This window comes from Roseicyclus sp., assembly GCF_965662675.1.
Classification (GTDB): Bacteria; Pseudomonadota; Alphaproteobacteria; order Rhodobacterales; family Rhodobacteraceae; genus Roseicyclus.
The window spans coordinates 21,892-36,581 of the sequence record NZ_CBFIIK010000005.1; the positions used below are offsets into that span (position 1 = coordinate 21,892).

Annotated in this window: 16 protein-coding genes; 12 read left to right on the forward strand and 4 right to left on the reverse strand. The window is 63.8% G+C overall.

Annotated elements, in window-relative coordinates; all coding sequences use genetic code 11:
- Positions 1-15: 15 nt before the first annotated feature.
- Positions 16-903 carry a hypothetical protein gene (locus ACTG4J_RS02225; protein ID WP_439136863.1) on the forward strand — a complete coding sequence of 296 codons (888 nt, stop codon included), beginning with the start codon at positions 16-18 and terminating at the stop codon, positions 901-903.
- Here the strand turns inward: ACTG4J_RS02225 and ACTG4J_RS02230 are convergent.
- Positions 900-1,823 carry a ribokinase gene (locus ACTG4J_RS02230; RefSeq protein WP_439136864.1) on the reverse strand — a complete coding sequence of 308 codons (924 nt, stop codon included), beginning with the start codon at positions 1,821-1,823 and terminating at the stop codon, positions 900-902. The genes ACTG4J_RS02225 and ACTG4J_RS02230 overlap by 4 nt on opposite strands.
- Before the next feature lie 96 nt (positions 1,824-1,919).
- Here ACTG4J_RS02230 and ACTG4J_RS02235 point away from each other — a divergent pair, with 96 nt between their 5' ends.
- The 9 genes from ACTG4J_RS02235 (at position 1,920) to ACTG4J_RS02275 (ending at position 9,968) form a co-directional block, all read left to right on the forward strand.
- The gene (locus ACTG4J_RS02235) at positions 1,920-3,428 is read left to right on the forward strand and encodes a class I adenylate-forming enzyme family protein (RefSeq protein ID WP_439136865.1); all 1,509 of its coding nucleotides are present in this window, start codon (positions 1,920-1,922) and stop codon (positions 3,426-3,428) included.
- 196 nt (positions 3,429-3,624) lie between these two features.
- Positions 3,625-4,428 (forward strand): S49 family peptidase, encoded by an 804-nt coding sequence (locus ACTG4J_RS02240; RefSeq protein WP_439136866.1) that lies wholly within the window; start codon positions 3,625-3,627, stop codon positions 4,426-4,428.
- Positions 4,425-4,619 carry a hypothetical protein gene (locus tag ACTG4J_RS02245; protein WP_439136903.1) on the forward strand — a complete coding sequence of 65 codons (195 nt, stop codon included), beginning with the start codon at positions 4,425-4,427 and terminating at the stop codon, positions 4,617-4,619. Before ACTG4J_RS02240 ends, ACTG4J_RS02245 begins: the two co-directional genes overlap by 4 nt.
- A 7-nt stretch (positions 4,620-4,626) precedes the next feature.
- Positions 4,627-5,586, forward strand: a complete 960-nt coding sequence (locus tag ACTG4J_RS02250) for a calcium/sodium antiporter (RefSeq protein WP_439136904.1) — start codon at positions 4,627-4,629, stop codon at positions 5,584-5,586.
- A gap of 10 nt (positions 5,587-5,596) precedes the next feature.
- Positions 5,597-6,373: an SDR family oxidoreductase gene (locus ACTG4J_RS02255; RefSeq protein WP_439136867.1), complete on the forward strand. Its 777-nt coding sequence runs from the start codon at positions 5,597-5,599 to the stop codon at positions 6,371-6,373.
- 302 nt (positions 6,374-6,675) lie between these two features.
- Entirely contained in the window at positions 6,676-8,544 is a 1,869-nt protein-coding gene (uvrC, locus tag ACTG4J_RS02260) for an excinuclease ABC subunit UvrC (protein ID WP_439136905.1), read from the forward strand.
- Between the two features lie 43 nt (positions 8,545-8,587).
- Positions 8,588-9,250 carry a CDP-diacylglycerol--glycerol-3-phosphate 3-phosphatidyltransferase gene (gene pgsA / locus ACTG4J_RS02265; protein ID WP_439136868.1) on the forward strand — a complete coding sequence of 221 codons (663 nt, stop codon included), beginning with the start codon at positions 8,588-8,590 and terminating at the stop codon, positions 9,248-9,250.
- Complete coding sequence (locus ACTG4J_RS02270; protein WP_439136869.1) at positions 9,250-9,501, forward strand: MoaD/ThiS family protein; 252 nt, start codon at positions 9,250-9,252, stop codon at positions 9,499-9,501. The genes pgsA and ACTG4J_RS02270 overlap by 1 nt, the downstream gene beginning before the upstream one ends.
- Positions 9,502-9,503: 2 nt before the next feature.
- Positions 9,504-9,968, forward strand: a complete 465-nt coding sequence (locus ACTG4J_RS02275) for a molybdenum cofactor biosynthesis protein MoaE (RefSeq protein ID WP_439136870.1) — start codon at positions 9,504-9,506, stop codon at positions 9,966-9,968.
- A 105-nt stretch (positions 9,969-10,073) separates the two neighbouring features.
- On the opposite strand, the gene ACTG4J_RS02280 is transcribed toward ACTG4J_RS02275, so the two are convergent.
- From ACTG4J_RS02280 to ubiA, 3 genes are all read right to left on the reverse strand, one after another.
- Entirely contained in the window at positions 10,074-10,406 is a 333-nt protein-coding gene (locus ACTG4J_RS02280) for a hypothetical protein (RefSeq protein ID WP_439136871.1), read from the reverse strand.
- A 6-nt stretch (positions 10,407-10,412) separates the two neighbouring features.
- The gene (locus ACTG4J_RS02285; RefSeq protein ID WP_439136872.1) at positions 10,413-12,350 is read right to left on the reverse strand and encodes an OmpA family protein; all 1,938 of its coding nucleotides are present in this window, start codon (positions 12,348-12,350) and stop codon (positions 10,413-10,415) included.
- Between the two features lie 67 nt (positions 12,351-12,417).
- Entirely contained in the window at positions 12,418-13,380 is a 963-nt protein-coding gene (gene ubiA, locus ACTG4J_RS02290; protein WP_439136873.1) for a 4-hydroxybenzoate octaprenyltransferase, read from the reverse strand.
- A 12-nt stretch (positions 13,381-13,392) separates the two neighbouring features.
- Between ubiA and ACTG4J_RS02295 the strand changes: the two genes are divergently transcribed.
- Complete coding sequence (locus ACTG4J_RS02295) at positions 13,393-14,136, forward strand: 16S rRNA (uracil(1498)-N(3))-methyltransferase (RefSeq protein WP_439136874.1); 744 nt, start codon at positions 13,393-13,395, stop codon at positions 14,134-14,136.
- Positions 14,133-14,654: a hypothetical protein gene (locus ACTG4J_RS02300; RefSeq protein ID WP_439136875.1), complete on the forward strand. Its 522-nt coding sequence runs from the start codon at positions 14,133-14,135 to the stop codon at positions 14,652-14,654. The genes ACTG4J_RS02295 and ACTG4J_RS02300 overlap by 4 nt, the downstream gene beginning before the upstream one ends.
- The last annotated feature ends 36 nt before the right edge of the window (positions 14,655-14,690 follow it).

Genomic DNA, 14,690 nt, shown 5'->3' on the forward strand with positions numbered 1-14,690 from the left:
GGGGGCGCATCGGGCATGGCGGATACGCATATTTTCTTTGTCGCCGATGGCCAGCGTTTGGAAATCCAATCATGGCTTTTGGCCGCCAGCCTCGCCCATGCGCATAACGGGCGGTCCGATGTTCACATCTATGCCTATGCCAGCCCCGAATGGCTGCCCCAGATCGGGCCGGTCACGCGAGCGGTCTATGCGGCGGCCGGGGTCGCCTTGCGCCCGCTGCCGCCGCCGCCGAAATGGGCCAAGCCCTATCCACATGGCAACAAGCTCCTTGCCGCCAGCGATCCACGAGGGGCCGGGTGGTCGATCTTTCTCGATACCGACATGGTCTGCTTGCGCGATCTGACCGAGCTGTCCGACCTGCCCGACGACCAAATCGCGGCCGCCCCCGAGGGGCGCGCCACATGGGGCCCGGATGAACGTTGGGAGCGCGCTTACGCCCATTACGATCTGCCCATGCCGACAACGCGCGTGCGGCTGTTGCGCGGTGATCGGCCCGAGCATCTGCCCTATTTCAACGCGGGCCTTGTCGCCATGCCTGAGGCCCCCCAGCCCGATGGCAAGCGCTTCGCCGAGCATTGGCTCGAAACCGCGCTGGATTTCGATCATAACTGCAAGATCGCCAACAAACGGCCTTGGCTCGACCAGATCACCCTGCCGCTGGCCGTGGCGCGCTTCGGCTACACGGCACATGTGCTGGAGGAAAGCTGGAACTACGCGCTATCCTATCGCGGAAGCGACATCGCCCATACGCCCGACGCCCATATCCTGCATTACCACCGCTTCCGCTTTCTGGCCGCAGCCCCGCAATGGCCCGCGATCCGTGCGCGGTTCTTCGACCTCTTGCCCAAGGCCCATCATGATGCAGCGCGCGCGGTTTTCGAGGAGGCGGCGCTACTCGACTAGCCCTGCAAAAGCGCGCGAATTTCGGCCGCTGCGGGCATGGCGGCCGCCGTTCCTGCGCGCGTGACCGAGATCGCGGCAACGGCGGTGGCGAACCGCAAGGCACGGTCCAGATCCATCCCCTGCGCCAATGCGCAGGCGAACCCGCCGTTGAACGCATCGCCCGCCCCGGTCGTATCGACAACCGTCCCGGCCTGCATCTGGGGAATATGCCGCGCGCCCTTGCGATCGCGCACCAGCGCACCTTCGGCGCCCAGCGTGATGATCGCGGCCTGCCGGACGCCTTGCGCCAAAAGCGCCTCGGCCGCAGCCGCGGCACTATTCAGATCGACGACGGCGATGCCAGTCAGCGCCGCGGCCTCGGTCTCGTTCGGGGTGACGTAATCGCACAGCCCCAGCATCTCGCCGGGCAGGGATGTCGCCGGGGCGGGGTTCAGGATGGTGATCGCTCCACCCGCTTGCGCAATCCGCAGAAAGTCACGCGCGACCGCGACTGGCTGTTCCAGCTGCGTCACCGCCACCTTGGCCCCCGCGATCAGCGCCGCATGGGGCGTCAGATCGGCCGTCGTGATGGCCCCCGCCGCGCCTGGGCTGATCAAGATCGCATTCCGCCCGCTGCCCTCTTCGATGAAAATCCCCGCGGCCCCGGTCGGATGATCGGGGTCACAGGTGATCAACGGATTGACCCCCGCCGCGGCCCAGACCCGCTGGCCCATCTGCCCGAATGCGTCGTCGCCGATGCGGGTGATGAAGCCCACATCCCCCCCGGCGCGCGCTGCGGCAACCGCTTGGTTCGACCCTTTGCCGCCCGGTCCGAGCGTGAAGCCCGTGGCGATTTTCGTCTCGCCCAAGACGGGCAGGCGGTCACTGCGAAAGGCGGCGTCGGCGACGAAGACGCCCAAGATGACGATATCATGCGGCACGGCGGATCTCCTGCATGGCCCGCTTTGACCCTAGCGGCCCTTGCTTGCCCGCGCCAGACGCGGAAGATTACCCACAACCCGACGCGAGAGGTTTCGATGAATATCGCCCATTGGCTTGAACGGACCGCCCATATCGCGGGTGACGCGCCCGCCTTGATGCACGGCGATGACCTCTTGGCCGATTATGCATCGTTTCACGCCCGCGCGGCATCCCTGGCCGCAGGGCTGAGCGCGCGTGGTCTGTCCAAGGGCGGCCGGGTGGCACTTTGCGCCGCCAACACGCCCGACTACCTCGTTGCCATGTTCGGCGTCTGGATCGCAGGTGGCGTGATCGTGCCGATCAATGCCAAACTTCATCCCAAGGAGGTCGCCTTTATCCTGCACGATAGCGGCGCGACCCAGATCTTCGCGGATGCCGCGCTGCGCGAAAGCTTGGCCGCCCAGACCCCGCTGCCCATTGTCTGCCTCGACAATCCCGATTTCGCGACGCTCACGGCCGGCCCGCCTGGTGCGGTCACTCCGCGCGATGCGGATGATCTGGCATGGCTTTTCTACACTTCGGGCACCACCGGCCGACCCAAGGGGGTGCAGATCACCCATGGCATGCTGATGGCCACATCGCTGTGCTACCCCGTCGATGTGGACCCAGTCAGCGCCAAGGATGCGGCGCTTTACGCCGCACCGATGAGCCATGGCGCGGGGCTTTACGCGCCCATCCATGTGCGCATGGGCGCGCGCCATATCGTGCCGCGCTCGGGCGTCTTCGATCCCGGCGAGGTCTTGGCCTTATCACAAGCGCATGGCCCCACATCCATGTTCATGGCGCCGACCATGCTGCGCCGCCTGACCGATGCCGCGCGTGCTGCGAAAAGCCCCGGCCATGGGATCAAGACCATCGTCTATGGTGGTGGGCCGATGTATCGCGCCGATATCGAAGAGGCGGTGGCCTGTTTCGGCCCCCGCTTCGTCCAGATCTACGGCCAAGGCGAATGCCCCATGGCGATCACTGCCTTGTCGCGCGCCGATATCGCCGATCGCCGCCACCCGCGTTGGCGCGAACGCCTCGCCTCGGTCGGCCGGGCGCAAAGCGCCGTGACGCTCGCCATCATGGATGCGCAGGGCCAACCCCTTCCCCTCGGCCAGACGGGCGAGGTCATGGTGCGTGGCGCCCCCGTGATGCCCGGCTATTGGAACAACCCGAACGCCACCGCCGCCACGCTGATCGATGGATGGCTCAAGACCGGCGATCTGGGGCACCTCGATGCGGATGGCTACCTGACATTGGTCGACCGCTCCAAGGATGTGATCATCTCGGGCGGCACGAACATCTATCCGCGCGAGATCGAAGAGGTCTTGCTGACCCATCCATCGGTCCACGCGGTGGCCGTCGTCGGGCGCCCCTCGCCCGCATGGGGCGAAGAGGTGGTGGCTTTCATCGTCCCTGCACCCGGCGCGACACCCGATCCCGTGACGCTCGATGCGCATCTGTTGAACGCGCTCGCCCGGTTCAAACGCCCCAAGGCCTATATCCCCATCGCCGATCTGCCCCGGAACAATTACGGCAAGGTGCTCAAGACCACCCTGCGCGAGATGCTGAGCGGCTGAATATCAGGCCACGGACCCACATCCTTCTTCGTTTCATAAATATCCCGGGGGGCGGGCGGAGCCCGTGGGGGGGCAGCGCCCCCCCTTGCTGCGACCGTGCCACCCCTGCGCATCCGCCGATGCGAACAAACCACAGCGCCGTCATTCCACCGCCGCCGCCTTGTTCCCGCGCAAGCCGCACTCTACATCGGATCACATGAAACGCTTCGTCCCGTTCATCTCCAAAGCCCCCGTCGTCTCGGTGATCCGCCTGTCGGGTGTCATCGTGGCCTCTGCCCGTGGTGGCGGGCTGAGCGATCAGGCGCTTGCCCCGGCCATCGAACGGGCATTTGCCAAGGGCAAGCCTGCCGCCGTGGCCTTGGTGCTGAATTCCCCCGGCGGCAGCCCGGCACAATCCTCGCTCATCGCGGCGCGCATCCGTCGCCTTGCCGATGAAAAGGGCATTCCCATCCATGCCTTCGTCGAGGATGTCGCGGCCTCGGGCGGCTACTGGCTGGCGTGTGCCGCCGATGACATCTGGGTCGATGAAAGCTCGATCCTCGGCTCGATCGGCGTGATCTCGGCGGGTTTCGGTTTCAGCGATGCTATCGCGCGCATCGGGGTTGAGCGTCGCTTGCACACAGCCGGGCGCGACAAATCCCTGCTCGATCCTTTCAAACCCGAAAACCCCGAGGATGTGGTCCGCCTGCGCGCGATCCAGGATCAGATCCACGCCAGCTTCATCGCTCATGTCACCGCGCGCCGCGGCGATCGCCTGAACGCGGCCGAAGAGCTGTTCACAGGCCGCTTTTGGGCGGGGGCGCGCGCGGTCGAGCTGGGGCTGGCCGATGGTGTCGCCCATATGATGCCCAAGCTCACCGCGCTGTACGGCGACAAGGTGCGTTTGCGCCACTATGGACCTAAGCGCGGTCTTTTTCAGCGTTTCGGCGCAAGCCTTGGTGCCGAAGTCTTGGCCGGGGTCGAAGACCGCAGCCATTGGGCGCGCTTTGGTCTGACCTGATGCTCAAGATCGTCAGCCTCTTTTTGATCTTCATGGTGGTGCTGGCCATGTTCGGCCGTCTCCGCCTGCCCGGTATCGGGCGCAAGGGCGGGGGCAAGGCGCAATTGCCCAAGCCGCGCCTATGCCCTGATTGCGGGCGCTACAATCTGCGCGGCGGCCCCTGTCGCCATTGCCGCAACGACAAAGGTTGACCCGGTGATCTTCGATTTATTCTATGCCGGTCTCGGGCTGATCATCTTGTTGCTTGCGGGCGATGCGCTGGTCAAAGGGGCGGTCAATCTCAGCCTGCGCCTTGGCATTCCCGCGCTGATCGTCAGCTTGACCGTGGTGGCCTTCGGTACCTCGGCGCCCGAGTTGCTGATTTCGATCAAGGCCGTTCTCGGCGATGTGCCGGGTCTGGCCTTGGGCAATGTCGTGGGCTCGAACACGGCGAATGTCTTGCTGATCCTTGGTGTGCCCGCGCTCATCTTCGGCTTGGGCGTCGGTAGCGATACGCGGCGCAGCTACATCTTCATGCTAATCGGCACGCTTGTGTTCATCGCGTTGGGCTTTGCCGGCCCCTATGTCTGGTGGCACGGGCTGATCCTTTTGGGGGGGCTGGGCCTGATCTTGGTGGATGCCGCACGCAGCGCGCAATCCCATCGCCGCGCCACGGCCGATGCGCTTGCCGCGCAAGATGATCAAGAACTTCTGGAAGAGGCCGACCCCGATATGCCGACATGGCAGATCGCGATCTACCTTTTCCTTGGTCTGATCGGCCTGCCCTTGGGGGCGGACCTGTTCGTCGACAGCGCGGTCGCCATCGCGCGTGATGTCGGGATCAGCGAAACCGTGATCGGTCTGACCTTGGTCGCGATCGGCACATCGTTGCCGGAATTGGCCACGACCGTCATGGCCGCGCTGCGCCGCCATGCCGATGTGGCGATCGGCAATGTGATCGGTTCGAACATGTTCAACCTGATGGGGATCATCGGTGTGGCCGCGCTGGTGGGGCCAATCCCCGTCGATCCGGCGATCTTGCGGGTCGACCTTTGGGTGATGCTGGCCGCCACGTTGGTTCTCGCCCCGTTCGTGTTCTTGCGCTGGCCGATGGGCCGCGTGATTGGCGCGATCTTCACCGGGCTCTATCTTGCCTACATGGTAAGCATTTTCGCATGAGGCAGCACAGATGACGGCATTGGTGACAGGGGCGGCGCTGCGGCTGGGTCGGGCAATGGCGCTGGAATTGGCGCAAGCCGGCCATGATGTCGCCATCCATTATGCCGGCAGCGCCGACGCGGCCGAGCAAACGGCAAAGGAGGTGCGCGCGCTGGGTGTGCGCGCCGCGACCCTACAGGCCGACCTGACCCGCGAAGATGACATGCAGGCGCTTGTGCCGCGCGCCGTCGCCGCCTTGGGGGCGCCGATCACAGTGCTGATCAACAACGCCTCGATCTTTGAATACGACAACTTGGCAAGTGCCACGCGCGACAGTTGGGACCGGCATATGGAATCCAACCTGCGCGCGCCTTTCGTCCTGACGCAGGCCTTCGCCGCGCAGATCCCCGATCCGGTCGCCGATGAAAATGGCGAGCCGCTGGCACAAGGTCTTGTCGTCAATATGATCGACCAGCGGGTGCATAAGCTGACGCCGGAATTCATGTCCTACACCATCGCCAAGATGGGCCTTTGGGCGCTGACCCGCACCGCCGCTCAGGCCTTGGCCCCCCATGTGCGCGTCAATGCCATCGGCCCCGGCCCGACACTACAAGGCGCAAGACAGAGTGCTGCACATTTCGCGCGTCAGCGCGCCGCCACCATTCTCAAGCGCGGTGCCGATGCAAAAGGCATCTGCGACGCGCTGCGATATCTGCTCGATGCGCGCGCGGTCACGGGCCAATTGATCTGTGTCGATGGCGGTCAACATCTTGGCTGGGAAACGCCGGATGTCCTTGGCGTTGAATAGCGCCACCTTTCGATGGGGATCGGTACTTTTCCACCGCGCCTTGGAATGTGAAGCATTTGTTAAATTAACGTAACAAATGCTTAATCTTATACAGTTTGAAAAAATATACCGCATGAAACCAATGCGTTAGATATAAGCCTATTTTTTGGGCAAATCGCAGAACCTATGCAAAAACAAAGAAAAATTCCGCTCTCCCCTGTTTTCTCCGCAGTCTTATCCACAGCTTTGGTGGAAAGCTTAGCACTTGATCATCCCTCGGTTGCGTTGCAGCCATCAAGGGAATCGCGAAAGCACACATGACGATGCCACAGACGCCCGAAAGCGGCCCCGCCACCGGCCATGAGGTGATCCACGCCTATCTGCGCTCACTCGACAATTCGCCGGGTGTTTACCGCATGCTCGATGTGCAAAGCCGTGTGCTTTACGTCGGCAAGGCGCGTGCGCTGAAGAAACGTGTGTCGAACTACGCCAAGCCCACGGGCCACAGCCCTCGTATCGCCCGGATGATCCGCGAGACCGCCGCGATGATGTTCCTGACCACGCGCACCGAGACCGAGGCGTTGCTGCTGGAGCAAAACCTCATCAAACAGTTGAAGCCCCGCTACAACGTGCTTTTGCGTGATGATAAGTCCTTTCCCAATATTCTTGTCACCCGCGACCATGCGTTTCCGCAGATCATGAAACATCGCGGTGCCAAGACGGCAAAGGGCGACTATTTCGGCCCCTTTGCCAGCGCGGGCGCCGTCAACCGCACATTGAACCAGCTGCAACGCGTGTTTCTTTTGCGCAATTGCACCGATGCCACTTTTGAAAGCCGCAGCCGCCCGTGCTTGCTTTACCAGATCAAGCGCTGCTCTGCCCCTTGCACCGGACAGATAAGCGCGGCTGATTACGCGGGCTCGGTCAATGATGCGATGCGCTTTCTCAAGGGCGACTCGACCGAATTGCAGGCGCAACTTGCAACCCAGATGACGCAAGCCGCCGAGGCGATGGAATTCGAGCGCGCTGCCGCCTTGCGTGACCGCATCCGCGCGCTGACCAATGTGCAATCGGCCCAAGGCATCAACCCGCGTGGCGTGCGCGAGGCCGATGTGATCGCGCTCCACATGGAGGGCGGGCAGGCCTGCGTGCAGGTCTTTTTCATCCGCGCCAATCAAAACTGGGGCAACAAGGATTACTATCCGCGCATCGGCCCCGATATCGAACCACCCGAGGTGCTCGAGGCGTTCTTGGGCCAATTCTACGACCAAAAAGACCCACCCCCCCAGCTGATCCTCAGCCATATGATCGAGAATGCCGATCTGATGGTCGATGCGCTGTCGCAAAAGCTGGGCCGGAAGGTCGAACTCTTGGTCCCGCAACGCGGCGAAAAGGCCGAGCTGGTCGATGGCGCGCTGCGCAATGCGCGCGAAAGCCTCGCCCGCCGCATGGCCGAAGGGCAAGCGCAGACCAAGCTGCTCGAAGGGCTGGCCGATGCCTTCACGCTCGACGCCCCGCCGCAGCGGATCGAGGTTTATGACAACTCCCATATCCAAGGCACCGACGCGGTCGGCGCAATGATCGTCGCGGGCCCCGACGGGTTTCTCAAATCGCAATATCGCAAATTCAATATCCGCGGCACCGATCTGACGCCCGGCGATGATTTCGGGATGATGAAAGAGGTACTGACCCGCCGATTCCAGCGACTTCTCAAGGAAGATCCCGATCGCGAAACCGCCATTTGGCCCGATCTCCTGCTCATCGACGGGGGCGCTGGGCAAGTTTCCGCCGTGAAGCAGATCATGGATGATCTCGGCATCGACGATATCCCCTTCATCGGTGTTGCCAAGGGCATCGATCGCGATCAGGGAAAGGAGGAATTCCATCGTCCCGGTCATCGTCCCACCGCCCTGCAACGCAACGATCCGGTGCTTTACTTCATCCAACGCCTACGCGACGAGGCGCATCGCTTCGCCATTGGCGCGCATCGCGCCAAGCGGGCCAAGGCCGTCTCGGCCACGCCGCTTGATGATATCGCCGGGGTTGGCGCCGCGCGCAAACGCGCGCTTTTGGCCCATTTCGGCTCGGCCAAGGCTGTTGCGCGCGCGGATCTCGCGGATCTGCGGGCCGTCGACGGCGTGAACGAGGCCTTGGCACAGAAGATCTACGATCATTTCCACGAGCGCGGCTAACGCCCCCCTTCCGCCGGAGCCGCATTCGCGCTACCCATCCCTCATGCGCTGGACCTTGCCAAATATCCTGACTGTCGCCCGCATGATCGCCGCCCCGATGGTCGCGCTGGTGTTCTTGATCCTGCCCCGCCCTTTCGCGGATTGGGCGGCGATGACGATCTTTCTGCTCGCCTCGCTGACCGATTATGTCGACGGCTACCTTGCCCGCGCGTGGAACCAGATCAGCCGTTTCGGCGCCATGCTCGACCCGATCGCGGACAAGGCCGTGGTGGTGATCGCGCTTGCGGTGATCCTCGGCATCCATGGCATCACCGCCTGGACCTTGATCCCCGTCGTCGCGATCTTGCTGCGCGAGGTTTTTGTGTCGGGCCTGCGCGAGTTCTTGGGCCATCAGGCCAGCACGCTCAAGGTCACGCAGCTGGCGAAATGGAAAACGCTCGTCCAGATGGTGGCGATCACCATGCTTTTCGCCTGGGGCCTCTTCGATCATTACTTCGTGATGCAGACCTTGGGCATGAATGCCGAGATCGTCGCGGGCATCCTCGATGGCGCGATCCGCGATGATGTCGGGCTGAACTGGAAATTCAGCGGCCTGATGCTGTCGTCTTATGGCGGGCTCTTCCTTTTGTGGTTCGCCGCCGCCCTGACACTGGTCACCGGGCTCGATTATTTCCGCAAGGCGATGCCCTATCTGACGGAGCGGTGATGAAACTCGAAATTCGCTATTTCGCCTGGCTGCGCGAACGCGTTGGCACATCCGCCGAAACGGTCGAGACCGAGGCTGTCAGCATTGCCGATCTGATCGTCGAGCTGCGCGGCCGCGACGAAGGCTATGCCTTGGCATTTTCCGACCCGGGCGCGATCCGCGCGGCGATCGATCATGAATTGGTCGGCATGGATGCACCGCTCGCTGGCGCGCGCGAGGTGGCCTTTTTCCCACCGATGACAGGGGGCTGAGCATGGCTGCTCCGCCCATCCGCGTGCAATCCGCGCCTTTCGACATGGGCGCCGAGCTCAATGCCTTCGCCGCGACCGTGCCCGGTGCCGGCGCTGTCGTCAGCTTTTCGGGTCTTACCCGCGATCTGGCGAGCGGCGATCTGCAAGCGATGGAAATCGAACACTACCCCGGCATGACCGAAACGGCCCTTGCCGCGATCCGGGCTGATGCGCTGGCGCGTTTCAATCTGATCGACGCGATGATCTTGCATCGCTACGGCCCGCTTGCCCCGTCCGACCCGATCATGATGGTCGCCACCGCCGCGCGGCACCGCGCCGATGCCTTCGATGCGGCCGCCTTCTTGATGGATTACCTCAAATCACGCGCCCCTTTCTGGAAGAAAGAGATCACGGCCTCGCAAACCAGCTGGGTCACGGCGCGCGCCGAAGACGAAGATGCACTCAGCGCATGGTCAAAACCCGAGTAGGGCGCCCGAACCCGCCGACTTCTTCGTTTCAAAAATATCCCGGGGGAGCCCGGAACGGGCGGGGGCAGAGCCCCCATCCTCGACCACGCTGAAAGGCGCCGGCCTTCAATCCTGCCCTTGATTGCTCCGCTCGATATAGAGCCGCAATTCCTCGGTCTCTTGGCGTGCCTCGCGCAGCCCATCCATGGTCGCGCGTAATTCCGCCTCGGTCTGGCTCAACTGGCCCGTCAGCTCCGCCTCACGCTGCTGCAGATAAGCGATGGCTTGATCGCGGGTTTCCTCGGCGTCATGCAGCGCTTTTGCCATTGCATCCATTTCGTTCAGATCGGCGCTCGACACTTGATGGAAGCGCGACAAAAGCATGTGCGCCACCCATCCGAGAATAAAGGCGACAAACAAGATAGCCGCGATGGCGATGACGAATTCGAGACGGTTCAACTCAGGTCACTCCTGCTCTTGGGCGCGCGCGACCCCATCTTGGCTTCGGTCGGGGCGTGGCTGCGGATTGCCGATCGACGGGCCGCGCGGATCTTGGGGTGCATCGTTCTCCAGCACGCTTTCATCGCTGGCTTCGCTCAGCAATCTGAAGGTGATCCGGCGGTTTTGTTCGCGTCCTGCCTCGGTCTCGTTCGACGCAATCGGTTGGCTTTCGCCATAGCCTTGGGCGACGAGGTTGGACACCAGCACATTGCGCGCCAAAAGGCCGTTAAGCACCGCGGCCGCGCGCGACTGGCTGAGGTTGAGGTTCATTTCCTCCCGGCCTTGGCTGTCGGTATGGCCTGCGATCTCCATCCTGACATGGCGGCAATCGGGCAACACCGCCGCGATCTGATCGAGAATGGCGGCTGCGCTTTCGTTGATCTCGACCGAACCGGGATCAAAGGTGATCTTCGTGTCAGCCTGGATCGCATCGATGCGCGCGACACAGTCTTCCGGGCTGGGCAGGGCCGTCATGGGATCGAGCGCCTCGAGATAGCTGACGCGCAGTTCGAAAGCTGCCCCTTGGCCCAAGGCGTCACCCAAGTAGCGTGAAAGCTCTGCCTCCATCGCCGCATCGCCGGTGCGTCCGCGCAACAAAAGCGCCTCGGGCTCCAGCGTCATGGTGCCTTCGTTCAGCCGTGAAAGTGCCTCCAGCCCGATCATCGCGCGCACCGACCAACCGGCAGGCAGGTCGCCGACCTCGCGCATCGCGATATCCGCACGCTCCGCGCCGAAAAGAGCGCGGGCAAAGGCCTCGACCGAGCGCCCGACCGCACCCTCGGGTACGCGCCCGCGCAGCCGCATTTGGCCTTCGGCATCCAGCGTTGCGATCAGCCGGGCGGGGCCCTCGGGGCTCGCGCCGCTTTCGCTGGCTTGGGTCAAGACCCCTTGCAGCGAAAACAGATCCGGCAAGGCATTGGCCAATTCCCCCATGACCCGGTCGAAATCGTCTTGGCTGGTGCCTTCGGCCGCGATCAAGGTCACGTCGGTATCGGAAAAGGCGATCGTTCCATTGCCCAAATCCGCCAAGGCGGCGATCGCGGTGACAACGGCGTCGCTCCATTGCGCCGAAGGGGCCCCGAGCCCGATCTGGCAAACGGGATTTGCCGCAGCGCCTGCGGCCACAGCGGCGGCTTGGATACGGCGCTGCGCAGCCTCGGTATCGGCCGCGCAACTTTCCAAGCGCGCTTCACCCTCGCCGATTGAAAACCTGAGCTGAAAAGGTGTGAAAACCGGGCGCGGTGCCGAGATATCGAGGTAAACCGCGACCGCGTCGGGCTGATTTTGGCCCAGCATCCGCATGAATTCGGCCTGTTGGACGACGCTCTCAGCGATGGCCTGCACCTCGACCCGGTCGGCATAGATGGTGACCTTGGATCGCGGAAGGCGGCTGAGCGCATTCAGCCCATAGCCAAGCGCCGCCTCCCATGTGGGCGGCACGGCGAAATCGGCGGTCTCGACCAGATTGTCGACGGCGTCACCTTGGGCAAGCTGCGTCACGGTGTCATTGATCGCATCGACACCCGTCGCCGCCGGGACAAGGCCGATGACCTGAATCCCGTCACTTGCGCGCAGAATGTCGAGGGAAAAACGCGGCGGCCGCAGATCATCGCGCCGGGCGATCTCGACCCGGCTGATGATGCGATCGGCATCGACCAGTGCCGCGGAGCGCTGGCTGGCCCGAAAGGCGGCAGCCTCGTTCGGTGCGGTGCCGTCGAGAAAGACCTTGAGACCATCCGCCGATACCGTGGCCCAAGTCAGCCCGCCTTCCGCCAGCGCGCCGCTGATGGCATCGACCGACCGCCGCTCCATCCACAAGGCAAGCAGGCCAGCCGTCACGATGCACAGCGTAAGCCCAAGGCCGAAGGCGCAAATGCGAAGAAGCAGGGGGGACCGGATCATGAGCTGTTTTGGCATCTTTCGCGCGGAGGTTTCCCAGCGGCCTACAGTCTTGCGGGCTCGGGTTCAATCAAAGCAAAGCCGCGACGGCGAAAAACAGCGCAGGGATCAACCCCGTATCACGATTGGCGCGAAACAGCCGCAGGCAGATCGCGGGGTCATCGATATCGAGCTGCTGCAATTGCCACAGCATGTGCCAGCCCATGCCCCAGACACCGGCCACCGCAACAACCAAGGCCAAGATCGACGCATCGCCCAACGCGACAAGCACCGCCAGACCAAGCAATCCAACCGTCGCGATGAGAAAGACGCGCAGCCATGCCCGCGTATGCTGTGCAAAAAGCCGCGCGGTCGATTTCACGCCGATCAAGGCGTCATCCTCGCGATCTTGATGGGCATAAATCGTATCGTAGAACAGCGTCCAGCTGATCCCGCCGAGATACAACAAGATCGCCGGCCAGCCGAGTTGGCCTGTTTGCGCGGTCCATAGCAGCAAAGCGCCCCAGTTGAAGGCAAGGCCCAGAAATACCTGCGGCCACCATGTGAAGCGCTTGGCGAAGGGATAGATCGCCACCGTCAAAAGAGAGGCGATGCCCAAGACGATCGCGTTGAGGTTGAAGGTCAACAGGATCGCAAAGGCCACCAGCGCTTGGGCCACCAGCCAGACCAAGGCTTGCGTGACGCTGACCTGACCCGATGGGATCGGCCGCGACCGCGTGCGCGCCACCGACCCGTCGATATGGCGGTCGGTGATGTCGTTCCATGTGCAGCCTGCACCGCGCATCAAGAAAGCCCCGATGGCCGCGCCCGCGAACAGCCAAAGCTCGCTTGGACCAAGCCCGGCGTCCCCCGACGCTGCCGCTAGGAAAACCGCCCACCAGCAGGGCAAAAGCAACAGCCATGTCCCGATCGGGCGATCGGCGCGGCTGAGCCGCAGATAGGGCCGCGTGGCGGGAGGGGCCAAGCGGTCGACCCAATTGCCCTGCACCGCATCGGCCACCTGACCCTCTGGTGTTTCGCTGGCCTCGCTCATAGTCTTTGCCCCATGTCGGACCGTCCCAAGATACGTCTCTATGTAGACCACGCCTTGCAGCCGGGGCAAACGGTCGCGCTGTCGCGGGAGCAGGCCAATTACCTGTTCAACGTCATGCGGTTGGGGCAGGGCGCCGAAGTGGCACTGTTCAATGGCCGCGACGGCGAATGGCGCGCCATCGTGGCCGAGGCGGGCAAGCGCGGCGGCAGCCTTGTCTGCGATGTGCAAACCGCGCCCTTGATGCTGCCACCCGACCTGTGGCTGTTGTTCGCGCCGATCAAAAAAGCGCGCACCGATTTCATCGTAGAGAAAGCGACCGAGATGGGGGTCGCGCGCATCATTCCGGTGCAGACGGATTTCACCAATGCCGAACGTATCCGCCAAGACCGGCTACAGGCCCATGCCATCGAGGCCGCCGAGCAATGCGGCGGCACCTTCGTGCCCGAGGTCACGGATTTGCAGCGTCTCGACCGGCTGCTGTCGGACTGGCCCGATGGGCGGCGCTTGATCTTTGCCGATGAAGACGCGGTTGGCCGCGCCGCGCCCTTGCCCGACGGGGCCGCAACCGATGCCTTGCCCGGGGGCTGGGCCATTCTGATCGGTCCCGAAGGCGGCTTTTCCACGGCCGAGCGCGACCGCCTGCGCGCGCTGCCCTTCGTCACGGCCATTTCCCTTGGTCCCCGCATTTTGCGCGCGGATACCGCCGCCGTGGCCGCGCTGACACTGTTTCAGGCCCGCTTGGGGGATTGGCGGTGATCGGGTTTCTTCGGCCCGAAGTCGCACGCCTTCTGCGCCGCTGGGCCGAGGTGATCGCGGCAGCCCTTGTGCTGGCGCTGGGCTTGTGGATCGCGGCGCGCCCCGGCCCGGTGGTGCAGGGTTTCGGCTATGTGCTGGCCGTTTTGGCGGCGCTCGCGCTGATCCCTGCGGTGCGGCGCGCCCGTTTCGCCAGCGCAGGCGACGGGCCCGGTGTCGTACAAGTGATCGAGGGGCGCATTCTCTACATGGGCCCGGTCACCGGCGGCGCGATCTCGCTTGCCGAACTGACCGAGCTTGCCCTCAGGCGCGACCATGCGGGTGCGGCTGTCTGGGTTCTGCGCGAAGCGGGACAGGATTTGGAGGTGCCGGTCGATGCAACGGGGGCGGATGCGCTTTTCGATGCCTTCACGACCCTGCCGGGTCTTGGCGGCCAACGCTTGTTGGCGGCGCGCCATGGTATGGCCTTGGGCGAACAGCGACTTTGGCGGCGCGTGGGCGTTCCGGCCTTGACACAGTAGCCCCATCGGGCCACCTCTCGGCGCGAGACTGCCCCG